Below are 23,328 nucleotides of genomic sequence, written 5' to 3' on the forward strand. Positions count from 1 at the left end.
GGGCAACCAGAGGTTGCCCACAAGCACGACATCCGCAAGAGAAAAAATGCATAGGAGGCATAGACAAGCATGGCTCAATCCACTCTTCCCGAGAACTTTATTGAACAGGCAACTCCCTTCCTGCAGGAACTTGTCAACTGGGAGCGCGATCTGCCCTCGCTTGCCTGGGGTGATTTTGTGACCGAGGCGCAAAAAGGCCGTGTGACCCTCTTTAGCGTGGATATGATCAATGGTTTCTGCCACGAGGGGGCACTGGCCAGTCCACGCGTGAAAAACATCATTCCGGCGGTCTCCGCGGCCATCAAGGGAGCCTTTGGTATTGGCGTGCGCGACTTTGTGCTGGCCCATGACTGTCATCCGGAGGATGCCCCAGAGTTCGCGAATTTTCCTCCACACTGCCAGGTAGGTACTACCGAGGCCGAGACCATTCCTGAGCTGCTGGAGCTTCCCGCCGCCGATCTCTACACGGTGATCCACAAAAACTCGCTCAATGCCTTCCACAACACCGAACTGGGGGCCTGGCTAAGCGAGCATCCCGATCTGAGCGTGGCCGTGATCGTTGGCAATTGTACCGATCTCTGTATTCACCAGATGGCCCTGCACCTGAAGCTGCACGCCAATGCCCAGCATCGCTCCCTGCGCGTGATTGTTCCCGAAAATGCCGTGCAGACTTATGATATGTCTGTAGAGACCGCGCAACAGGTTGGCGCTTTCCCGCATAATGGCGATTTTATGCACCTGCTCTTCCTCTATCATATGCAGCTCAACGGCGTTGAGGTCGTGCGCGAGATCAAATAGCCTTTCCTCGGTATGCTGGGAGCCAGGCGTGGAGAGCAATCTTATGGCGCTACTCTTGTGTGGTTTCCAGGCGTGCTGTACAATACGCCACCTGCGATGGGGTCCAGCCGATATAGTCGATGCGCGTCCCCAGGGGGGTATCAAGTAGCGTGCCCTCGACTGTGATGGGTGTGTCGCTGGCTCGATCCCAGAGTACTGGTAGGCTCGCGCTTATCTCTTGCTGGCTCTTCGTCACTGGCAGGGGATAGAGGCGGTGAACATAGGCGTCAAAGGGGTGGCTGGGAACATGCAGGACCTCGCGTCGCCAGATAAGCTGGCGCTTCTCCATTATTTCCTGGCTCTCGTCGTCCTGTTCTCCCATACTTTTCCCCTGCATGGCGTAGACAAACTGGTGCGCCTCCTGGGGGCTGAGCGTGACGCGCTCGACATAGTGGTTGCCCATGTTCAGGACCGCAAGCGCCTGAGAGCCATGATGGAGCAGGCGGCGGAGCCATGGCGCGGGATTGACCAGGTGCGCTCCCCATTCCTGGGTGACAATCGTGGCGCCGCGCCACTGGTGCCGGCTATGAAAGACCTGGAAGAAGGCCTGTTTGGCTTTAAAGTCACACTGGCACTCTTCCCAGGATGGATATCCGCGTCGTTGTACCTCGCGCCTCACATAGCCTACGAGCGTGGTCGCCATAGCGGTGGCCCCCAGCGCAAGACCGGTGAGAAGCAGGTTACTGCGTTTAGTAGCGAAATTGATCATGAGTGGGGAACCTCCAAGTGATCGAGCAGTTCAAAGAGGGAAGTGACTACGAGACAATCAATCTGGTGCGAATAGAGCTTCTGGTGCCGGTCCAGCAGGACCGGCGTGATGCCTACCGAGCGAGCTCCCAGGATATCCTGGACATAGGTGTCGCCGATATGCAGCGAGAATTCTGGAATGGAGTTGGCGCGTGCCAGCGCCTCTTCATAAAGCATGGGCGAAGGCTTGGCGTGCCTGGTGGTCGCGGAGATGAGGACGCAATCAAAGTACTGCGAGAGCCGCAGTGTGTGGAGGATGGTGTTAAGGGCTGATCCCCAGTCCGAGATGATGCCCAGGGTATATTTATGGGCTCGCAGTGCCTCCAGTACAGGCAAAACATCGTTATAGAGCTGCCAATTGCTGGGCTTGTCAAACTCTCGCGTGATGGTATGCGCAAGCTGGTAGAGCCGCTTCTCGTCATGCTCTTCGACGAAGGGGCGCAGCAAATTCATATAGTACCCGGTCCAGAAGTCGATAATACCCTGCTCACTAGCCCAGATATGGCGATTAAGGCGTTGGTGATGGTGGAAGTAACCCTCGGCCTCTTGCATTCGCTCTTTGACATCATCGATATGGATATGTAGATCGAGACTATGCCCCACATGGTGACAGATTTCGGGCGTCGAGAGGGTGGGCTGAAGGAGTGTGAAGCCCGCGTCGAAGAATACAGTACGAATAGCTTGTGGCTGCTCAATAAGCATGATAAGACCTTTACTTTCCAGGCGGCAATCATCGTGGTTGTGTGCAGTCTAGCACGCGCTAAAAGGCCGTGTCAATAAGTGCCAGTATGCTTCAAGCAACATGTGAGCGCCGCAGGCGCGAAGGAATAATAGCTTGACCATGCACTGGCGTGTATGTTACGATATATGTATGAGCTATCCAATGTCGGACCTGGTGGACTACACCCAGGTCTCATCTCCTCCAGGTAAATATCAATCGCATGATATTGCCGCATAAGCCTGGCGCTTCTGCTTATGCGGCGGAATCGTAGCGCGGGTAAAAGGGTATGCCCGTTGCCATTGTGCAACGGCTAAGCATAGCCTAGATATTCGTCTGTGTGCTGCTTTTCCTCCCCTTTGTTTTTCTCTTCATAAGCTCACTGTGTGCGCTCCCTTCTCTGCATAGGTAGTTTTCTGCCTGCCAGGTTACCCTCTGTTTTTACCATCACGGCTTTTTTCTGCCCTGTTTTTCTGTTCAGAAGGAGACACCTACCTATGTTGCTAGTCAATTTTTCCCGGGTGCGCAAAGACTATGGTGGCAATCCCGTCTTTCGCGATATCGATCTTGAAATTGTAGAGAGAGAGCGTATCGGCCTCGTCGGTGAGAATGGCAGTGGCAAGTCAACCCTCTTTAAGCTGCTTTGTGGCCGTGAAGATCCAACGTCTGGCACAATCTCTCGTAAGCGCAATTTGACCATCGGTTATCTCCAGCAGGAGATCGATGAGACTCAGCTAGAGCAGAGCGTCTTTGACGTAGTCGCGACCAGCAGCCCTGAGTTACAGACTTTATCCACGAAGATGAAGCGCCTGGAGGCACAGATGTCCAGCGTGGAGATCATGGATGATCCTGAACGGATGGAGCGCATTCTCGCTGACTATAGCGTCACGCAGGAGCGCTACGATGCGTTGGGCGGCTATACCATTGAGCATCGCGTCGAAGGAGTTCTCTGTGGCCTGGGCTTTCCTCTCTCCGAGCATAAACTGCCGGTGAAATCCTTCAGTGGAGGTGAGAAAAAGCTTATCAACCTGGCGCGCATTCTCTTGCAGATGCCGGATCTGCTCTTGCTCGACGAGCCAGATAATCATCTCGATCTACACGCCAAGGCCTGGCTGGAGCAGTATATTCGTGACTATCCCGGTACCGTACTGATCATCTCGCATGATCGCCACCTGCTAGATCGCTCGGTGAACAAGATCTATGAGCTAGAGGATGGCGAGATCTCTGTCTTTGCGGGTAACTACAGTGCCTATGTCGCCGAGCGCGAGCGGCAGCTCCAGCGCTTGCAAGAGCAGTATACCGTGGAGCAGAAGGAGATTCGCCGCCTCAAGCATAGCATGCACCGCCTCAAAGAGTGGGCGAAGATGAATCCCAAGTTCGCTGGCCGGGCCGAGTATATGGCCAAACGCGTCGAGAAGCTGAAGCAAGATGCGGTTGATAAACCCATCTTCGAGCGCGACCGCATTAAGGTCGATCTCTATGGCGAGCGGAGTGGCAAGCGCGTGTTGGAGGTCAAACAGCTTAGCAAGGAGATTGGTGGCCGTTTGCTCGTCAAGCCTTTTGACTTTACTGTCCTCTATGGCGAGCGCATCGGCATCGTGGGCCACAATGGCGCAGGCAAGACAACGCTGCTCAAGACGATGATGGACCTGCTACCTGCGACAACGGGAACGGTGAAAATTGGCGCCAGCGTCGTCACCGGCTACTACTCACAGGAGCAGGAGACACTACCCTTTGGGAGCACACCCCTGGACTTCGTGCGCCGTCTGAAAAAGCTCACCGAGGGCCAGGCCATCGCCTTCTTGAGTCGCTTCCTTCTCTCAGTGGAGGAGGTGCGAACACCTATTGGTAACCTGAGCGGGGGCAGAAGAGTCGCTTGCAGATCGCGCGCCTGATGTTACAAGAGTCCAACTTCCTACTCCTCGATGAGCCAACCAATAACCTGGATATTGCCTCAACCGAGGTCCTGGAGGAGGCGCTGCTCGATTTTGAAGGCACGGTTCTGATGGTATCGCACGACCGCTACTTCCTTGATAACATCGCCACTAAGATTCTGGAGATCGGCCTGGATGGGCAGGTGCAGGTCTATCCCGGTAACTACTCATACTATGCCGAAAAGCGTGCTGGCTAGCCATATGGCTGAGATAAGGTACAACACCACCTGTTTTCCATATGGCATAATATGGGAAACAGGTGGTGTCCCTTTCTTTCACACAAAGAAATACCTTGGAATTTGATGTGTGGTGTGATGTGGCAGGATGCCAGAGGCATCCTGCCACATCACACCACACATCAAATTCCTGCGAAGCACCATAGGTGCTGAGGAGTACTATTAAGAGGAGGCACTAAAATGAGCTATGAACTCATTGAGGTCGCGTACGAAGAACAGTTCGCGACCATTATCCTCAACAATCCAAAGCGGCGCAATGCCCTCTCCCTCAAATGTATGCAGGAGCTGACCACGGCCCTGCGGGAAGTGGGGGAAAGCCCGGCGCGTGGTGTCATCCTGGCCGCGAACGGCCCCGCCTTTAGCGCTGGCCATGACTTCGCCGATATGGCCGATGGCGACCTGGAGTTTATGCGCAAACTATTGCGGACCTGTACGACGATGATGAATACGCTTCAGGAGATTCCTCAGCCTGTGCTGGCGCGTGTGCATGCCATCGCGACCGCGGCTGGCTGCCAACTGGTGGCGAGTTGTGACCTGGCGGTGGCCTCGACGGAGGCCGCGTTCGCCACGCCGGGTGGTAGGGGTGGCTGGTTCTGCACGACACCTATGGTCGCGCTCAGTCGCAACGTCGGGCGCAAGCGTGCTCTGGAGATGCTGCTGACCGGCGATCCCATCGATGCGCAGACCGCCGCTGATTGGGGCCTGGTCAATCGCGTGGTGCTGCCTGAACAGTTAGAAGAGGAGTCGCTCCGCCTGCTAAGTGCGGCGACGCGGGGAAGCTTCTTCTCAAAGGCGCTTGGAAAACAGGCATTCTACGCCCAGATGGAGATGCCGCAACCGCTGGCTTACTCGTATGCTATGGAGGTCATGGCGGCCGCCTCGCAAATTCCTGATGCGCAGGAGGGCATGCGCGCCTTCCTGGAGAAGCGCAAACCCCAGTTTGATGAGCGGTCGTAGCCTCAAGCGTGGTCGCGTCGCATGAGCGATCACGCGACCACGAAGTAGCGACGCAGGCGTCTACGCGTAAAGGAGAGCGAGGCGCGCAGCCTGTTCTCATCGACCTTGTCACCGGGCCAGTTATAGCTGGCGATCTCTTTTCCAGCCAGCTTAAAGCTGCGCGCGAGCGACGTCGGGTCGTCGTGACGCTCTTTGAGCGAGCAGATCATTGCCTGTTGCTGGCGGTGTGGTAGCTGAATGACCAGGGTGATAAGTTTGCGCGTGCATTCTGCGATGGCCTCTTTCTGCTCAAAGATCATGACCGGGTCCAGTATACTCTCGCTCTGGCTCAGGGGTGTGTAGTCCTGGCTGACTTCATTTTGCTCATCAATGGGCAGGGGGATGACCTCCTTATGTTGCTGGCGGATGCGATTGATGGCCTCGTTGTGGGCGATGCGCCTGATGTACGCCTTGAGATTATCCACCCTGGTCTTCTGGAGCGTTTGCCATAGCTTGACACGTGTCATTTGTGCGATCTCGTCGATCTCCATATCCAGGACCTCGGCTCGCGTGGCCGAGCGGATCACCGCCTGGCGCGCCAGGGTTAGGATGTAGCTATCGTAGTCTTCCAGGATGCGTTCAATCGTGTCTAGACCTATGCCCACGGATGTCTCGGGGTTACTTAAGGTACGCATGCTCTTCTCCTTATATCGATGCTCCTCTATGGCAAGGACCGCGCGGTGTGCTTATGTGGATCTTTGATGGACAGGAATGCCTGGTGAGCCGTTATTCTCTGACCCTCAGGAGCGTGGCCAATGTGCGTTTTGTTTTCCCATGTAAATGATAGAATGGAGAGAACGCATTGAACACCGTAGATACGAGGCATACAGGGGACAAATAGAGGACATCTTCCCCTTTCTTTGAAGACGCATATTTTTTCATGAGAAGACAGTATGAATATGAATGCTCTTGTTTGGAAACGACCAGTTTCTCTGCCACCTATCACCCAGAATGAGGTACATATCTGGCGCGTACACCTGCCCTTGGTGCCCGCGCGCTACGCTGATCTCTGGCAGGTGCTCAACGAAGAGGAGCGCGAACGTGCCCGGCGCTTCCACTTTGAACGTGATCGGCAATGCTCTGTGACGGCTCGGGGTATCTTGCGTCTGCTGCTTGCCTGGTATGCCGCAGGTGAGGATGGGGCAGAACTGAAACCAGTGAGCCTGAACTTCCGCTATAATGCCTATGGCAAGCCAGAGCTACCGGGCGTGCGGCTGGCTTTTAACGTTACTCACTCAGGCGCCATGATCCTCCTGGCGTTTAGCTCGCTTCAGCCTCTAGGTGTTGACGTGGAGCACATGCGTGCGCAGAGCGACCTGGAGAGCCTGGCCCGGCACTTTTTCGCTCCTGATGAGTGTGCCGCGCTGCTGGCTCTGCCTGCCGAGCAGCGCGTTCAGGCTTTTTATAACTGCTGGACGCGCAAGGAGGCGTATATCAAGGCGCGTGGTCTGGGCCTCTCGTTGCCCCTGGACTCCTTCACCGTCTCACTCAAGCCTGGCGAGCCAGCGGCCCTCCTCGCATGCACGGATGATAAGCGTACGCCAGCCGACTGGAGCCTCTTCGCGCTCGATCCAGGTCAGGCGTACACTGGTGCCCTGGCTGTTTGCCCTGGCCCCAGCCCCTGCGTTGTACGCTGCTGGGATTGGCACTACGCTCTCTTTTAAAAGGTGGGCAAAGCGAATGGCGGACGAGAGAGAGTCGTCCGCCATTCGCTTTGTTTGATTGGTAAGAGGATGAGGGTGGGTGGTCTATGCTGATCTGCTTAATCATCATAGTGCGACATAATGGGTATCCTTTCTGCTGGCGTTCGTGTTGTAAGGGGCGTGTAGGCTCGCCAGGCCCGCCACTTGCTGACGAGACCACGCGCCCCCGAGATCTTATTCCGAAACCCAACGTCACTCACGTGTCTAGCGCTTCGCGCTCAGGGTGTCCGGATATGAAGACACTGAAAACGGACAAGGATATGAGCAGTTGTCAGTACTTGAGTGGTTCATTACACGGACGCGCTACGAAACCGGGGGGACGATGCATCATTTGCACTCTAGTTATACCGGAGAACTGATGCGCGCTGCGCTGTTTTCTTCCGTTCTCTTACTCGACGCTCTCTATAGGTGGAACTCGAAATGCGTCTCTTGTTGCGATGCAGTACGCATGTTTTCCCGTGATGGCGTCGCAAATTCTCTGGATGTTATGCTATTATCTTCTCTAAAAGCATCTGGGAATGCTCCCAATTGGAGGTAAGGCATGCAGCGGCTTGATTGGTTCGCAGACGTGAAGGCATATACCGAGCGGCTGGTGGCGATTCGTGATGTCAGCCCCAGCAAAGAGGAGAATGTTGTTGCCAGTGAGATCCTGGCCTTGTTACATAAAGATGGCCTGGAGTCGCTCTATACAGCGAGTGGCTTTGATCTGATCCAGGATGACCCTTATGGGCGCAAGAATGTCTATGCCTTCCTGCGTGGGCAGGGGCCGGAGACGCTGATCTTGCTGGGCCATTTTGACACTGTGGATACCGCCGATTATGGCGACCTGGAGCCGTTGGCCTTGCAGCCTGCGGAACTGGCGCGACATATAGATGAGCTGCTCCCTCCTGATGTTACCCTGGAGGGTGAGCGGAGCGACTGGCTCTTTGGGCGAGGTGTTGGCGATATGAAGAGTGGCGTCGCCGTCAATATTGCCTTGATGCGCCACCTGGTCGCAAACAGTCACGAGAATCCGCTCCCATTTTCGGTCCTGATGCTAGCGACTCCCGACGAAGAGAACGAGTCCGCGGGCGTTTTGCAGGCGGTGCGTTTCCTGGTGCGCTGGCGCGAGGAGCAGCAAATGCGCTATTTGGGTGTGCTCAATACCGATTATGCCTCCGCGCTCTATCCCGGTGATCCACATCGCTATGTCTATGGTGGTACGGTTGGCAAGCTCCTGCCAAGTTTTCTCTGTATCGGGCGTGAGTCGCATGTCGGCGCGCCCTTCGCCGGTCTGGACGCCAATCTGCTGATGGCCGAATTGATCCGCGATCTAAGCTTGAATGACGAGCTATGTGACACGGGCAAGGGACAGCGCACGGTTCCTCCAGTAACGCTCCACGCTACCGATCTCAAGCAGCACTATGATGTCCAGCTCCCCTTCGCGGCCTATTTCTACCTCAACGTCCTGACGCTGACCAGTGGCCCTGAGGAGTTACTACAACGCCTGCGCCGGGTCGCTCAGACGGCGCTAGAACGGCTCTTACAGCGCGTAGATGAGACAGAGCGTCGTTGGCGGAGGGACACAGGCCAGTCCGAGCACATTGAGCCTCGGCGCGGCACCATTTTGAGTTATGCGGAGCTGTATGCGGAGGTGGTGCGTCGCCTGGACGAGGCGCGCGTGCGCCAGGCGCTCGACGAGGCCTGGCAGCAGTTGCCGCCGACTTTGGATAAGCGCGAGCGCTCGCTGCATCTCGTGCAGCGGCTCTGGTCGCTGAGCAATCTACGTGGTCCTGCGGTCGTCATCTATTACGCGCCGCCTTACTATCCTCATGTCCCTGAGAGTGCGGGCCTCTTATCCGAGGCCATCGACGAGGTGGTGCATACGCATCCCGAGCAGCACCTGGCGCGGCGCGAGTTCTTCCCTCTCCTCTCCGATATCAGTTACCTTCAGCTCGATGAGCAGATGGATATTACGGCCTTAACCGCCAATATGCCGATCTGGCGCGATGACGATGAGGCGTCGCGCCCTGGTGCCTATAGCCTGCCGCTGCGCTTGATGCAGCAGCTACAGCTTCCTGTCTTCAACTGGGGCGTGCATGGGCGTGGTGCGCACCAGCGCGACGAGGCCGTCTTGATGTCCTACTCCTTTGGTGCCCTGCCCCAAATGCTCTACGAAGTCATTCAGGTCCTGGCCCAACGCCTTAAGTTGTAGGGTTCATGCTGGCATGGACCCTACAATGTGTTTAGGCCTGGGCGCTGTTTTTCGTGGCGAGTTGCCCCGTTCCTTGTTTGCGGGCTTTTCGTTTGTTGGTGAGGGTGAGCACTCCGCCAGCAATTGTGACGAGCATAAAGAAGATGGTGAGCAGAGAGCCTATTCCCAGGCTAACGGTCGCCTGCATCTGCGCCGGGTAGACCCCCTGGATGCGGAGTATGACCAGGAAATAGGACCAGAGGTAGAGGACCAGGCTGGCGACGCCAAGCGTCGTAATGATTTCGCCCGCCCAGCGTGAATGATAGATCTCTTCAGATGTATTGGACTTGGTATTCTGTGTCAGCGTGTAGAGCACGATACCAATGATGGCGAGCAGGAGGAGCACGCTGAGCCAGACCACGCCCAGGGGGAGGGTGAACCAGGCGCCATTGCTGGTAAAGTCTCCAGCCGTGATGGTAATGCCCCGCTGGCTGCCCGCCATTTGATAGCTAATGGCACCAAAGGGCAGGAAGAGAAATGTGAAGGCGGCGATGAGCGCGCCAAGGCTGGCAATAAGATAGCTGCGAGACTCAGGTCGTGTAAGCATGAGGGAAGAGTCCTTTCTGGATGACGATGAGTTGCGTTTTTTGTACTGGTATGTAGGCCCCTGTATTATAGAGAATCGGCCTTGAAAGTTCAAATGAGGCGAGCTTGCGAACCGAGATGGAGACCTGGAGAGCAGCCTGGTACGCGTTGGAACAGAGGATATGGCTGTGATACAATGTGCACGGTTCTACTTGCGCGCCATTCTCTTTGACCGCAGCTTTCTCCCGGTGCTTCTGCGGCATGCCCCATATTGATAAGTGTGCATAAGTTGGAAGGAGGTCGTATGCCAGTTCAAGGATATATTCGCTATCCCCACATTTTTCAAGACCAGATTGTGTTTGTGACTGAAGATGATTTATGGGTTGTTCGTGACGAAGGTGGGCGGGCCGAACGCTGGACCGCCGGTGTCGGCGAGGTCAGCCATCCACGTTTCTCCCCCGATGGCAAGTTTCTCGCCTTTGTGGGCCGCGAGGAGGGTCCCAGCGAGGTCTATGTAATGTCTGCGACGGGCGAGCCTGCGCGTCGCCTGACGTTCCAGGGAGCCACCTGCCGCGTGCTTGGCTGGTCGCCTGATGGTCACGAGATCCTCTACGCCAGTAACGCCGGACAGTTTACGCCTCGCTTCCAGACAATCTTTGCGATTTCGCCCGAGGGTGGCCTGCCACGCGCTCTCTCGTATGGTATGGCGAATGCTATTTCTTATGGCTCACAAGGCGGTGTCGTCCTGGGGCGCAATATCCGTGAACCTGCATACTGGAAGCGCTACCGTGGCGGCACGGTTGGGCATCTCTGGTGCGATGTGGAGGGCAATGGTACTTTCAAACGCCTGCTCGCCCTCGATGGCAATCTCGCTGATCCTTGCTGGGTTGGTGAGCGTATCTATTTCCAGTCGGACCATGAGGGCGTCGGCAACATCTATTCCTGTACGCCTGCTGGTGAGGATCTGCGCAGACACACCACTCATCATGATTTCTATGCGCGCAGCCTAGCAAGCGACGGCCAGCGCCTAGTCTATCACGCGGGAGCTGATCTCTACCTGTTTGATCCTCAGACGGAGGAGACGCGCCAGGTGAGCGTGCAGATGCCAAGTATGCGTACTCAGCGCAATCGCAAGTTCGCTACAGCTAGCCATTACCTGGATACCTATGCCCTGCATCCCCAGGGCTATGCCGCTGCCTTTACGACGCGCGGCAAGGCCTTTACGATGGGAAACTGGGAGGGATCGGTCCTCCAGCATGGTGAGCCAGACGGTGTGCGTTATCGCTTCCTGGAGTGGCTGAATGATGGTCAGCGCCTGGTTGCGGTCAGCGACGCCACGGGCGAGGAACGCCTGGTAATCTTCAATCCTGAAGATGCGAGCGAGCCACGCGTATTAGCTGAGGCTGAGTTTGGTCGCGCGGTGAATCTAGCTGTCTCCCCAACCGATGACGTGGTGGCGATCACCAATCATCGTCAGGAATTGCTCGTGGTCGACCTGGAGACTGGTAGCTTGCGTGTGCTTGATCGCAGTGAGTATGCGCGTATCGCGGGCATCTCCTGGTCACCGGATGGCAAGTGGCTGGCGTACGGCTTCGCCATCTCGGGCCAGAAAACCGCCATCAAGCTCTGTGAACTGGAGAGTGGCGCCACACACCAGGTGACCGATCCCATTCTGGAGGATGTCTCCCCTGCCTTTGATCCCGAGGGGAAGTGCCTCTACTTTATCGGTGCTCGCCACTTTACGCCCCAGCACGATAGCCACCAGTTTGAGTATAGTTTCCCCCGTGGCTCTAAGCCTTACGCGATCATGCTCAAACGTGACCAGCGTTCACCCTTCATTCCCGAGCCCAAAGCCCCTGGCGAGAAAGAGTCATCCGCGAACGCAAAGTCCGAAGAGAATGGCTCGACGCCAGACGGCAAGGCGCAGGAGAATGGCACGCTGAACGAGAAAAGCAATGGCGAGAAGGCCAAAGAGGGCGAGGAGAAGAAACCAATCACCATTGACCTGGAAGGGATTCGTGAGCGTGTGCTACCCTTCCCCGTGGGTGAGGGACGCTATACCGCCATTCGTGGCATCAAAGGCAAGGCCCTCTTCTCTTCCTGGCCAATGGAGAACACCATTCCCGATGAGCCGGACCACGCCCATCCCAAGGGTATTATTGAGAGTTACGACTTCGAGAACTACAAGACAGAGAAAATTCTAGAGGGCGTGGGCGGATTCGACCTCTCGCGTGACGCGAAAACGTTGATCTACCGCTCGCACCATCGCATGCGCGTGGTAAAAGCAGGCGAGAAGCCTAAGACGGAGAATGGCGCCTCCAATCGTGAGACTGGCTGGTTGGACCTGAACCGCATCAAGGTCTCTGTTCTGCCCGCCGCTGAGTGGCGCCAGATGTTCGCCGAGGCCTGGCGTTTGCAGCGTGAGCAGTTCTGGAACGAGGATATGTCTGGTATCGACTGGCAGGCTGTGTATGAGCAGTACGCGCCCCTGGTCGAGCGTGTCAGTTCTCGCTCAGAGCTCTCGGATCTCTTCTGGGAGCTGCAAGGCGAGCTGGGTACCTCCCATTCCTATGAGATGGGGGGCGAGTATCGCAAAGCGCCTCACTATCACCAGGGTTTCCTGGGCGTTGACTGGTCGTATGACGCGGAGAAGCAGCGCTATCTCATTACGCGCATTGTCAAGGGCGATATCGCCAATAGCCATGAGACCTCGCCACTGACCCTGCCGGGGCTGGAGGTCGCAGTTGGCGATGCCGTCCTGGCGATCAATGGCCAGCGCGTGAACTCCGAGCGCACGCCGCAGGAACTGCTCGTGAACCAGGCCCGGCACGAGGTGCAGTTGATCATAGAGGATGCGGAGACGCAGGAGATCCGTACCGTTACTGTGAAGACCTTGCGTAGCGAGTATCCTGCGCGCTATCGCGAATGGGTGGAGGAGAACCGCCGCCGTGTCCATGAACTGTCAGATGGCAAGGTCGGCTATATCCATATTCCCGATATGGGTACACATGGCTTCTCCGAGTTCCACCGTAGCTTCCTGGCGGAGTATGACGCTCCCGGCTTGCTAGTGGATGTACGCTGGAATGGTGGCGGCAACGTCTCTGGCCTGCTCTTAGAGAAGCTGGCGCGTCGTCGCATTGGCTATGACTTCCAGCGCTGGGGACAGCCAGATCCCTATCCCCAGACCTCCCCTCGTGGCCCCATGGTGGCCCTGACAAACGAGTATGCTGGCTCCGATGGTGACATCTTCAGCCATAGTTTTAAGTTGATGGGGCTTGGCCCATTGCTAGGCAAACGTACCTGGGGAGGCGTGATTGGTATTCATCCTCGTCACCGCCTGGTCGACAATACCGTGACGACCCAGGCCGAGTTCTCCTTCTGGTTCAAGGATGTGGGTTGGAATGTCGAGAACTATGGCACTGATCCCGATATCGAGGTGGATATCGCGCCTCAAGACTTTGCCCGGCAGGAAGATCCGCAGCTTGAGCGCGCGGTATCTGAAGTGCTGCGCGTGATCGACGAGTTCGAGACGCTCGAGCCCCAGCCTGACGAGCGTCCGCGTTTAAGCCGTTCTCTCCAGCTTTAATAGAGCTTATAGCAGGACGCAAACACTCCTGACCGACGCTACTGGCGTACGCGTCTACTTCCGGAAGTAGACGCGTACGCCAGTAGCGTCGTGCCATACTGGCTCCTCCCTTTCCTCTCTATATAAAAGCGCGACGCGATGGCAGAGGTTTTTCTTATACCCAAAATAAAGGAGCGAAACGGCGTTTTTTTGGTGGTAGGATGTGGTACACTGAAGAACAACAAAGCACTATTACGCTTCAAGAATCACAGTGCCAAATACCTGTTTCTTGTGTATTGGCACTGTTGACCTGTCCGTGATACGATTATAACATTGTTGTTAGTATTGCCATTTTTGGCTATATATATTATATATAGCGTTTACCTATTCTTGCCTTCTAGAGTTGGCTGCATACGCTTTACACGAGTAGTGAAAAGTATGCACTATACACCGAAGGCGAACGGCATGACCTGTCGCCAGGCTGGTCTGGCGCAAGCAAGAAAGGGGGCCTGCCTGTTCCTGATCTTTTCGCTCAAGAGCTTTGTACCCCTAACTCAGACGAAGCGTGAAACGTGTTCTTATTGCTTATATTCCTAGTATAGTAGCAAGAAGTCAGGAGTTGTCTTCTTGCCAGGAAGCATTAAACCTTGAGTAAACGTATTTCAATTTCAACGCTGGATATTGCCAACTGGGTTGATTTGCTTCAATGGAGAGTCGAGCATCAGCCTGAGCAGCGGGTCTACTCATTCCTTGCCGATGGGGAGAACGAGAAGGGGCATTTTACCCACGCCGATCTTGATCTCTACGCCCGAACAATTGGTTCACTCCTCCAATCCCATGCCGCGAGTGGAGCGCGTGCCTTATTGATCTATCCCTCTGGACTGGAGTTTATCGCCGCATTCTTTGGTTGCCTCTATAGTGGAATTATCGCTGTTCCAGTCTATCCTCCGTCCGCCACTCGCTCCGACCGCACCCTTTCCAAGTTCCGGGCCATTGCCCAGAATGTACAACCCGCTGTCATTTTGACCACTACTGCTCTCTCCGCCCGCGTCCAGGGCCTGCTAGATCAGTCACCAGAATTGCAGCATATTCCTGTGGTCTCAACTGACACCCTATCAACCGATCTGGCTCAACAGTGGTCAAAGCCTTCGGTGAATGGCGAGACGCTGGCCTTCTTCCAGTATACCTCTGGCTCGACTGGCCTGCCCAAAGGCGTGATGGTTACGCATGATAATCTGCTTCAGAACTCTGTGCTGGTTGAGCAGTATTGTCAGCATCCCGACGATGCGCATGGCGTCACCTGGCTGCCCCTCTACCATGACCTGGGTCTGATTGGCGGCATCTTGCAGCCGCTCTACGCGGGCTATGCGTCGACAATCATGTCGCCAGCCGCCTTCTTACAGCGCCCCATTCGCTGGCTGCGGGCTGTATCTCAGTATAAGGCCACGATCAGTGGTGCCCCTAACTTTGCCTATGACCTCTGTGTCAGCAAAATTTCTGATGAGCAGAAGGCCACGCTTGATCTCAGCCACTGGGAGATCGTCGCCAATGGTGCGGAACCGGTACGCTCAGAATCAATGGAGCGCTTCGCCGAGGCCTTTGCCTCCACTGGTTTCCGACGCAATTATTTCTATCCCTGCTATGGGTTGGCTGAGGCGACGCTGGTGGCCTCGGCTGGACGCAAGGGAGTTTACCCGCTGGTGCGCTCCTTTTCGGGCGAGGCCCTGGAGCAAAACCAGGCTCAGGAAGTGGCGTCTGAGGAGAAACATAGCCGCACCCTGGTTAGTATCGGCAATAGCCTGCCTATGCAGCGCCTCCTGATCGTGGATCCTGAAACCTTCACTGAGCTACCGCCTGAGCGCGTTGGTGAGATCTGGATCTCTGGTCCTAGCGTGGCTCAGGGCTACTGGCAGCGTCCAGAGGAGACGGCACAGGTTTTTCAGGCCCATCTCGCCAATGGCGAAGGCCCCTTCCTGCGTACCGGTGACCTGGCCTTTATGCATGAAGATGAGCTCTTTATCACTGGCCGTTTGAAGGATCTGATCATTATTCGTGGCAGCAACCATTATCCCCAGGATATTGAGAAGACCGTTGAACACGCACACCCAGCCATGCGCACCAATGGTAGCGCGGCCTTCTCATTGGTGGCCGTGGGCGAGGAGCGCCTGGTGATCGTGACTGAGATCGAGCGCCAGTATCTCAAAAAAGATCCCGCAGAGATCTTTACTACGCTGCGCCAGGCTATTGCCGAAGGTCATGATCTTCAGGTCTATGAGATCGTATTGCTCAAGACCGGCACCCTGCCTAAGACCTCCAGCGGGAAGGTGCAACGCCGAACCACACGTGAGAGCCTGCTCGCGAATGAACTCGACATCGTGGCACGTTGGACGCTGGAACTGCCATCAGAGGCTCCCCAGGTGAGCGAGACTGCTCCTGGCGTTTCCGAGATGCGCGAGACCGAGCCTCTCTCGGCTCCCACAAAACGTGCTGTGGAGATCGAAGCTTGGCTGCGTACTCAGGTGGCCTCGCTGCTTAACCTCCGCCCTGAGGCGGTCGATGCCCAGACGCCCTTCGCGCAGTACGGCATGGATTCTGTGCATGCCGTGACTCTCTCGGCGGATCTGGAGGATTGGCTAGGGCGTGAACTCTCACCAACCGTGGCCTATGATTATCCCAATATCGCGGCCCTGGCCCGGCACCTAGCGGGAGATGAGAAGCCGCAGACACGTGAAGAGATTCAGCCTGCCGAAACACGTGAGCGTGCACAGGAACCCATCGCGATTGTAGGTATTGGCTGTCGCTTCCCTGGTGCGGAAGGGCCTGCTGACTTCTGGCAGCTCTTGCGCGAGGGTATCGATGGGATCTCCGAGGTGCCAGCTTCGCGCTGGGACGTTGACGAGTACTACGTGGCGGAGCGCGCCGTTCCTGGCAAGATGAATACGCGCTGGGGTGGCTTCCTCAAAGAGGTCGACAAGTTTGACCCTTATTTCTTCGGTATCTCGCCGCGCGAGGCGACCGCTATGGACCCCCAGCAGCGTATCCTGCTTGAGGTGGCCTGGGAGGCCCTGGAAAACGCCGGTATTCCCGCCGAGCGCCTGGCAAACACCCAGACGGGTGTCTTTGTGGGCGTAAGCAGCAACGACTACGCGCGCCTGCAATTTAGCGATCCCACTTTGCTGGATGCTTATACAGGTACTGGTAATGCTCATAGTATTGTGGCCAACCGCCTCTCGTACCTGCTGGACCTGCGTGGACCCAGTATGGCCATCGATACGGCCTGCTCTTCGTCGCTGGTGGCGGTGCACCTGGCCTGCCAGAGCCTGCGTACTGGAGAGTCCGAGGTGGCCCTGGCGGCGGGCGTCAATCTGATTCTCACGCCTGAACTGACCATTACATTCTCGCAGGCGCATATGATGTCCGAGCATGGGCGCTGTCGCACCTTTGATAACGCGGCGGATGGCTATGTCCGTGGTGAGGGCTGTGGCGTCGTTGTGCTCAAGCCGCTCTCAGCGGCCCAGCGCGATGGCGATAACATTCTGGCCCTGATTCGCGGTTCAGCGGTCAACCAGGATGGACGCAGCAATGGCCTGACCGCGCCCAATGGCCCTTCGCAGGAGGCCGTCATTCGCCAGGCTCTGCGCAACGCGGGCGTCACGCCTGGGCAGATCAATTATATCGAAACGCATGGATCGAGTACGCCCCTGGGTGACCCCATCGAGGTCGACTCGCTCAAAAATGTGTTGATGGAGCAGCGAACTGGAGACCAGCTGTGTATTATTGGATCGGTCAAGACCAACATTGGGCATTTGGAGGCCGCGGCAGGCATCGCTGGCCTGATCAAGACTGTGCTGAGCCTGCATCATGGCGAGATCCCGCCGCATCTGCACTTCCAGCAACTGAACGAGCATATCTCGTTTAAGGGCACGACGTTTGCTATCCCGACGCAGCGTACGCCCTGGCCGGAGGCACAGCAACGCCTGGCTGGTGTAAGCGCCTTTGGCTTTGGTGGCACCAATGTGCATGTGGTGCTGGAGGGCGCTCCCGCCCAGGAGCCTGCGGCCAATGCCGTTGAGCGTGGCGCGCATATCCTGCCCCTCTCAGCGCGCAATGAGCGCGCCCTGAAAGAACTGGCTGGAAGCTATGCTACCTTCTTGAAAGAGGAGCCTGCTACTTCGCTGGCGGATATCTGCTATACTGCCGCGACGGGACGTATGCATTTTGCCCAACGCCTGGCCCTGGTAGCTACCTCTCGTGAGCAACTCAGCGCGCAGCTTTCAGCCTTTGCCGCGGGCCAAGCCATCACGGATGGTGCGACTGGTCGCGTAGCACAGGGCAGCCGTCCACAGATTGCCTTCCTCTTTACGGGCCAGGGATCACAGTATGTAGGCATGGCGCGTTCCCTCTATGAGACGCAGCCTACCTTCCGCGCAGCACTAGATCGCTGTGATCAGATTTTACGGGAGCATCTCTCGCAGCCGCTGCTCTCGGTGCTCTATCCTGACGAGGAGACCGCCTCGCCGCTGGAGGAGACCGCCTTTACGCAGCCTGCGCTCTTCGCCCTGGAGTACGCGCTCGCCGAACTGTGGCGCTCCTGGGGCATCGTACCTGATGTCGTCATGGGCCATAGTGTGGGCGAGTATGTCGCCGCCTGTGTCGCGGACGCCTTGAGCCTGGAGGATAGCCTGAAGCTGATTGCGACGCGTGGTCGCCTGATGCAGGCGCTGCCCGAACGTGGCCAGATGGTGGTCGTTTTTGCCGCCCCTGAACGGCTTGAGTCGTATTTAGAGCCGTATCGCGAGCAGGTCTCTATCGCTGCCATCAATGGCCCCTCCAATACGGTGCTCTCTGGTCGAGGCGAGGCGCTTGCAGCCATTGTTGCTCGCCTGGAGCAGGATGGCTTGAAGACGCATCCTATGACGGTCTCACATGCCTTCCACTCGCCAGTGATGGAGCCAATGCTTGACGCCTTTGAGCGTGCCGCGGGCGAGGTCCACGCCAGTCCGCTACGTATCCCACTGGTGAGTAACCTGACGGGCGAGCTCCTGCCAGTTGGCGGGGTGCTTGATGCTGGCTACTGGCGACGGCATGTGCGCGGTGCCGTGCAGTTTAACGCCGGAATGCTGACCCTGGCGGCTCAGGGCTATACGCTCTTCCTGGAACTGGGACCGAACGCGGTGCTTGGCAATATGGGTAAACGCTGCCTTCCAGATGCAGAGGCGACCTGGCTGACCTCGTTGCGCAAGGGGCAAGATGATTGGCGCATCTTGGCTCAGAGTATTGCAGCGCTCTATACGCAGGGCGCGGCCATCGATTGGAGCGGTTTCGAAGGCGACTATACGCGCCAGCGCGTTCCGCTGCCTACCTACCCCTTTGAGCGTGAGCGTTTCTGGCTGGAGCTTCCCGCCAGTCGCCCGGCTCAGCAGGCACCAGCATCTGAGCCAGTTGTTGCGCAAGAAGCGTTTCTGGCGGGACATCCCCTGCTCCGTGCGCATACTGAGCTGGTTTATCCAGCTGGCACGCATGTCTGGGAGAGTGTCCTGGACCCACGCAGCCTGTCTTTCCTGAGCGGACACCGCATCCAGGGGGCGATAGCGGCTCCGGTCTCGCTCTACATTGAGATGGCCCTGGCTGCTGCACTTGAAGCCTTTGGTGCAGGTCCACATACCCTGGCCGAGATCGAGCTCAAGAAGCTGTTGATCGTGCCGGAGCAGGGGGCGCAAAAGGTTCAGGTGGTGCTCTCCGCCACGGCGCCAGAGCAGGCCGTGTTCCATGTCTATAGTCATGCCGCCGGTCTCCCCAATCAACCTCGCCAGGACTGGACACTACACGCGTCTGGCAAGATCACCAGCGCGGTTGAACGACCAGTTGCTGAGGCTGTGACCAGGTAAGTTGAACAGGAAGGATGTCCCACCCTCCTTTTTCTTTAAAGGATAATGTGGCGCTTATGAATAGACAGAGTCACAACCAGGGGATTACGTTTGGTCTCATCTTCTTTGCTAGTAGCGAGACGACCCATGACCACGACAAATACCGCCTGGTTATCGAAAGCACAAAATATGCGGACAGCCACGACTTCTCATCGGTGTGGATCCCCGAGCGGCACTTCACCCGTGATGGCTGGCTGTATCCCAATCCCGCCATCTTACAGGCGGCATTAGCGCGTGAGACCCGGCAGATTCAACTGCGCGCCGGGAGCGTCGTGCTGCCGCTGCACAATCCACTCCGCGTCGCTGAGGAGTGGGCGATGGTCGACAATCTTTCTGGGGGTCGTGTGGGCCTCTCCATCGCCTCGGGCTGGCATCCTAATGACTTCGCACTCTTCCCCGATCATTATGAGCGGCGCAACGAGGTGATGTACGAAGGCATCGAGACGGTGCGTAAGCTCTGGCGCGGCGAGTCCGTGCAGGTCAAGGGTGGCGATGGCAAGATGGTCGATATTCGCACCTATCCCACGCCTATCCAGCCCGAGATTCCTATCTGGGTGACCGCCGCGGGCAATCCTAAAACCTTCGCTAAAGCGGGCGAAATCGGCGCCAATCTCCTGACGCATATGTATAACCAGAGCGTCGAGGAGCTGGGCGAGAAGATCAAGATCTATCGCGACGCGCGCGCCGCTCATGGCTATGACCCGCAGACCGGGCAGGTCTCGGTCATGCTGCATACCTTCATCGCGGAGAGCGAGCAGGCCGTCAATGACCTGGCCAAGGGTCCCTTCTGCGATTATTTGCGCTCGGCGGCCTATCTCCTGAACGCCGTTGCCTATAGTCGTGGGCAGAAGGTTGACCTGGCGACGCTCTCTGAGGAGGACGTCAACGAGTATCTGAGCTTTGTCTTTGAGCGCATGATCTCGACGCAGCGTGTGCTCTTCGGCACGCCCGAGAGCTGTCTCCCCCTGGTGCGCCAATTGCGGGCGGTAGGGGTCAACGAGATTGCCTGTCAACTCGATTTTGGTATAGAGACCGAAGTCGTAATGGCGAGCATGTCTCATCTCAATCGCCTGCGTGAGCTCAGCGCCGAGGAAGAGCCTCAAGGGCCAGAGCCCGAGCCCAGCTCATACACTCTTGATTGCTTTGCGCCTTCCATGCCTGCGCAAAGCAATGGGCATGCTTTTAATGGCAAATCACAGCCGAATGGTCATCATGGTGCGGCATATACCGAGGCAAGCGATGAGAGCTTGCAGGCAGTTCAGCAGCGCTGTCAGGAGGAGGTCGCGCTTGATGCCTTCTATCAGCGCCTGGAGCAGCATGGTATCGAGCTAAATGAAGACTATCGCAGCATTCGGCAGCTCTGGCGGCGCGATGGCGAGGCATTGGGGTGTGTCAGCCTCTCGCCTGCCTTCGAGTTAGAGCGTGAGCGCTACCAGGTGCATCCTGCCCTGCTCGATTCGTGTCTCCAGGTCCTTACCTCCGCTCTTCCCCAGTCTCTGGGTGCGGGCGAGGGCACGCTATACCTTCCCGTTGGCTTGCAGAGCTTCAAGATGCATGAACGTCCCGGCAAGTTTGTCTGGAGCCATGCGACCCTGGATCAGCAGATTCGCCCGGATGCGACAACCCTGGAGGGCAATGTACGTGTCTTCTCCGAGGATGGACGTCTGCTGATCGAGGCAAGGGGTATCCAGCTCCAGCGCTCGACACCTTTGGCACCACCCGCGCCCGAGGTTGATCTCTCCTCCTGGCTGTATGAGTTGCGCTGGGAGAAGCAGAGCTTTGCTCCTGGCGAGCAGACAAATTGGCCTGAGGGGCGCTCTGGCACCTGGTTGATCTTCGCGGATTGCCAGGGCGTGGGTCAACGCCTGGCACAATACTTGCAAGCGCGTGGCCAACAGTGCGCGCTTGTCCAGGTGGGAAGCCACTATGGCGAGCTTGGCTCGGGCCGTTACCAGATTCAACCCGCGCAATTGAACGATGTACAGCGAGTTATCAGCCGCGTTCAAGAGACCTTTGCGACCCCGCTGCGGGGCGTAGTGCATCTCTGGAGTCTAGACTCGATGCCAAGCGAGCAGACGACTGCGCAGACGCTTGAGCGCGATCTCGCGCTGAGCACGACCTCCGCGTTGGGTGTGATGCAATCCCTGGCACAGAATACGAGCGCACATCTCCCGCGCCTCTGGCTGGTCACGCGCGATGCTCAGGCCGTGACCTCCGATAATGCCTCGCTGGCCGTGGCGCAGTCTCCGCTCTGGGGCCTGGGGCGCACCTGCGCGATGGAGCATCCCGAGATCTGGGGGGCGCTTATCGACCTCTCTAGCCAGGAAGGCATTGAGGAGGGCGCGCAGCAGCTCTATGCGAGCCTGCTTGACACCAGTCGCGAGGACCAGGTGGCCTTCCGCCAGGGCGAGCGCTATGTCGCGCGCATGGTGCATAGCCACGACTTTGTCGCGCGCGACCTGCATATTCGAGCGCAGGGTAGCTATCTGGTGACTGGAGGCCTCTGGGGCCTGGGCTTTGAGGTTGCGCGCTGGCTGGCACAGAAGGGCGCACGTTCGCTTATTCTCGCTGGGCGCACCCAGGTACCGCCGCGCTCCGAATGGGATCGCATCCCGGCTACGGATCGCCTGGCGAGCCTCGTTCGCGGTATTCGCGAGCTAGAGGCCGAGGGCGTGACGATTCACTGTGTTCAGCTCGACGTGACGGACGAGGCGCAGCTTCGTGCCTTCCTGGCCGATCACATGCGCCAGGGCCATCCTCCCATCAAGGGTATTCTGCATGCCGCCTCTGTCTGGCAGGATGCGCAGGGACAGCCCCTGGTCAAACCGCTGATCAACCTGGATGCATCCGCCCTGGACGCGGTCTTCCGCCCCAAGGTCATCGGGAGCTGGCTCCTGCATACACTCTTTCAGGAGAGCCGCCTGGACTTCTTTGTCTCGTTCTCGTCGGGTGCCTCGCTCTTCGGCTCCGCAGCTCAGGGTAACTACGCGGCGGCGGGCGCCTTTATGGATAGCCTGGCGCATTACCAGCGCGCACAGGGCCTGCCCGCTATCAGTATCGACTGGGGCGCAGTCTCCGAGATTGGCTTTGGCGCGACCGCCGAAGGCCAGCGCGTGCATGAGTACTGGGAGAGCCATGGCATTCAGCGTATCTCGCCTCGTGATGTCCTGGCCGCCCTCGAACTGCTCATCCCGCAACAGGCCGCCCAGGTTGGCGTGCTAAAGCTCGACTGGCAACTCTTGCGTGAGTTCTATCCTCAGATTGCGGCCCTACCGCTGGTCTCCTACCTTGTTGAGAATACAAGCGAGCAGCTAGCATCGCGGACGCCGACATCAACGGGGAGTGGGATTGATGCCATCCTGCGTGCCACTGGCTCTGAGCGCCTGTCGTTGCTAGAGCAGTATCTCAGCGAGCAGGTCGCGGCTGTGCTGCGTGTTCCGGCCGAGCGTCTGGATAGCGATCAGCCACTCACAACCCTAGGCCTGGACTCGCTGATGGCTATTGAACTGAAGAACCGTATTGAGCAGGCGCTGGGGGTGCGCGTTCCGATTGTCACATTCCTCCAGGGGCCAAGCATCGCGCAGTTCGCGAGCCAGCTCCTTGAGCAGTTACCCACTGTGACCACGGTAGCTGTGGAAGCACCTTCTCAGCCGGAGGAGGCGCTCAACCAGGACCAGGCTCAGCAGTTGCTGGATCAGCTCGACGAGCTCTCCGATCAGGATGTAGATGCCTTGCTGCAACAAATGCTTGCGGAACAGGGTGAGCAACCAGCCGCAGCCCAGGCTCAGGATGCTGGTAAGATGAGTCCTCAGGAGGCGGCCGTGCTCCTGACTCAGCTCGATCAGTTGCCCGAAGACCAAATAGACTCCTTGCTCAAACAAATGGTACAGGGAGAGGAATAAAACGA

Annotated in this window: 13 protein-coding genes; 9 read left to right on the top strand and 4 right to left on the bottom strand. The window is 57.4% G+C overall.

The genetic code is table 11. The annotated features are described in order from the left end of the window. Positions 1-69: 69 nt before the first annotated feature. A complete protein-coding gene (locus JMJ16_RS26880; protein WP_201386607.1) occupies positions 70-798 on the top strand; it encodes a cysteine hydrolase family protein in 729 nt (242 codons plus the stop codon). 49 nt (positions 799-847) lie between these two features. On the opposite strand, the gene JMJ16_RS26885 is transcribed toward JMJ16_RS26880, so the two are convergent. Beyond that, positions 848-1,546 (bottom strand): hypothetical protein, encoded by a 699-nt coding sequence (locus JMJ16_RS26885; RefSeq protein WP_201386609.1) that lies wholly within the window; start codon positions 1,544-1,546, stop codon positions 848-850. Next, the gene (locus tag JMJ16_RS26890) at positions 1,543-2,286 is read right to left on the bottom strand and encodes an HAD family hydrolase (protein ID WP_201386611.1); all 744 of its coding nucleotides are present in this window, start codon (positions 2,284-2,286) and stop codon (positions 1,543-1,545) included. The genes JMJ16_RS26885 and JMJ16_RS26890 overlap by 4 nt, the downstream gene beginning before the upstream one ends. 513 nt (positions 2,287-2,799) lie before the next feature. Here JMJ16_RS26890 and JMJ16_RS26895 point away from each other — a divergent pair. The 3 genes from JMJ16_RS26895 to JMJ16_RS26905 all read left to right on the top strand — a co-directional run bounded on the left by JMJ16_RS26895 (position 2,800) and on the right by JMJ16_RS26905 (position 5,429). Then, positions 2,800-4,197, top strand: coding sequence for an ABC-F family ATP-binding cassette domain-containing protein (locus JMJ16_RS26895; RefSeq protein WP_201386613.1), 1,398 nt, complete (start codon positions 2,800-2,802; stop codon positions 4,195-4,197). After that, complete coding sequence (locus JMJ16_RS26900; RefSeq protein ID WP_201386615.1) at positions 4,179-4,433, top strand: ABC-F family ATP-binding cassette domain-containing protein; 255 nt, start codon at positions 4,179-4,181, stop codon at positions 4,431-4,433. Before JMJ16_RS26895 ends, JMJ16_RS26900 begins: the two co-directional genes overlap by 19 nt. A gap of 219 nt (positions 4,434-4,652) precedes the next feature. Continuing rightward, positions 4,653-5,429, top strand: a complete 777-nt coding sequence (locus tag JMJ16_RS26905) for an enoyl-CoA hydratase-related protein (protein ID WP_201386617.1) — start codon at positions 4,653-4,655, stop codon at positions 5,427-5,429. A 29-nt stretch (positions 5,430-5,458) separates the two neighbouring features. On the opposite strand, the gene JMJ16_RS26910 is transcribed toward JMJ16_RS26905, so the two are convergent. Continuing rightward, positions 5,459-6,103, bottom strand: a complete 645-nt coding sequence (locus tag JMJ16_RS26910) for a sigma-70 family RNA polymerase sigma factor (protein ID WP_201386620.1) — start codon at positions 6,101-6,103, stop codon at positions 5,459-5,461. A gap of 264 nt (positions 6,104-6,367) precedes the next feature. Here JMJ16_RS26910 and JMJ16_RS26915 point away from each other — a divergent pair, with 264 nt between their 5' ends. Then, positions 6,368-7,132, top strand: coding sequence for a 4'-phosphopantetheinyl transferase superfamily protein (locus JMJ16_RS26915; RefSeq protein ID WP_201386626.1), 765 nt, complete (start codon positions 6,368-6,370; stop codon positions 7,130-7,132). Between the two features lie 580 nt (positions 7,133-7,712). Beyond that, positions 7,713-9,365 carry a M20/M25/M40 family metallo-hydrolase gene (locus JMJ16_RS26920; RefSeq protein WP_201386627.1) on the top strand — a complete coding sequence of 551 codons (1,653 nt, stop codon included), beginning with the start codon at positions 7,713-7,715 and terminating at the stop codon, positions 9,363-9,365. A gap of 31 nt (positions 9,366-9,396) precedes the next feature. On the opposite strand, the gene JMJ16_RS26925 is transcribed toward JMJ16_RS26920, so the two are convergent. Continuing rightward, positions 9,397-9,951, bottom strand: coding sequence for a hypothetical protein (locus JMJ16_RS26925; protein WP_201386628.1), 555 nt, complete (start codon positions 9,949-9,951; stop codon positions 9,397-9,399). A 282-nt stretch (positions 9,952-10,233) separates the two neighbouring features. Between JMJ16_RS26925 and JMJ16_RS26930 the strand changes: the two genes are divergently transcribed. From JMJ16_RS26930 to JMJ16_RS26940, 3 genes are all read left to right on the top strand, one after another. After that, positions 10,234-13,515, top strand: a complete 3,282-nt coding sequence (locus JMJ16_RS26930; RefSeq protein WP_201386629.1) for a S41 family peptidase — start codon at positions 10,234-10,236, stop codon at positions 13,513-13,515. Positions 13,516-14,141: 626 nt separating this feature from the next. After that, a complete protein-coding gene (locus JMJ16_RS26935) occupies positions 14,142-19,382 on the top strand; it encodes a type I polyketide synthase (protein ID WP_201386630.1) in 5,241 nt (1,746 codons plus the stop codon). 56 nt (positions 19,383-19,438) lie between these two features. Further along, positions 19,439-23,323 (top strand): type I polyketide synthase, encoded by a 3,885-nt coding sequence (locus JMJ16_RS26940; protein WP_201386633.1) that lies wholly within the window; start codon positions 19,439-19,441, stop codon positions 23,321-23,323. Positions 23,324-23,328: the final 5 nt, after the last annotated feature.

The organism is Ktedonobacter sp. SOSP1-52, assembly GCF_016587395.1.

What these genes read in the sequence shown, in the direction of transcription:
- JMJ16_RS26880 (WP_201386607.1), top strand. Translation starts at nt 70, where the DNA reads ATGGCTCAATCCACTCTTCCCGAGAACTTTATTGAACAGGCAACTCCC.
- JMJ16_RS26910 (WP_201386620.1), bottom strand. Translation starts at nt 6,103, where the DNA reads ATGCGTACCTTAAGTAACCCCGAGACATCCGTGGGCATAGGTCTAGAC.
- JMJ16_RS26920 (WP_201386627.1), top strand. Translation starts at nt 7,713, where the DNA reads ATGCAGCGGCTTGATTGGTTCGCAGACGTGAAGGCATATACCGAGCGG.
- JMJ16_RS26930 (WP_201386629.1), top strand. Translation starts at nt 10,234, where the DNA reads ATGCCAGTTCAAGGATATATTCGCTATCCCCACATTTTTCAAGACCAG.
- JMJ16_RS26915 (WP_201386626.1), top strand. Translation starts at nt 6,368, where the DNA reads ATGAATGCTCTTGTTTGGAAACGACCAGTTTCTCTGCCACCTATCACC.
- JMJ16_RS26905 (WP_201386617.1), top strand. Translation starts at nt 4,653, where the DNA reads ATGAGCTATGAACTCATTGAGGTCGCGTACGAAGAACAGTTCGCGACC.
- JMJ16_RS26890 (WP_201386611.1), bottom strand. Translation starts at nt 2,286, where the DNA reads ATGCTTATTGAGCAGCCACAAGCTATTCGTACTGTATTCTTCGACGCG.
- JMJ16_RS26940 (WP_201386633.1), top strand. Translation starts at nt 19,439, where the DNA reads ATGAATAGACAGAGTCACAACCAGGGGATTACGTTTGGTCTCATCTTC.
- JMJ16_RS26895 (WP_201386613.1), top strand. Translation starts at nt 2,800, where the DNA reads ATGTTGCTAGTCAATTTTTCCCGGGTGCGCAAAGACTATGGTGGCAAT.
- JMJ16_RS26885 (WP_201386609.1), bottom strand. Translation starts at nt 1,546, where the DNA reads ATGATCAATTTCGCTACTAAACGCAGTAACCTGCTTCTCACCGGTCTT.
- JMJ16_RS26925 (WP_201386628.1), bottom strand. Translation starts at nt 9,951, where the DNA reads ATGCTTACACGACCTGAGTCTCGCAGCTATCTTATTGCCAGCCTTGGC.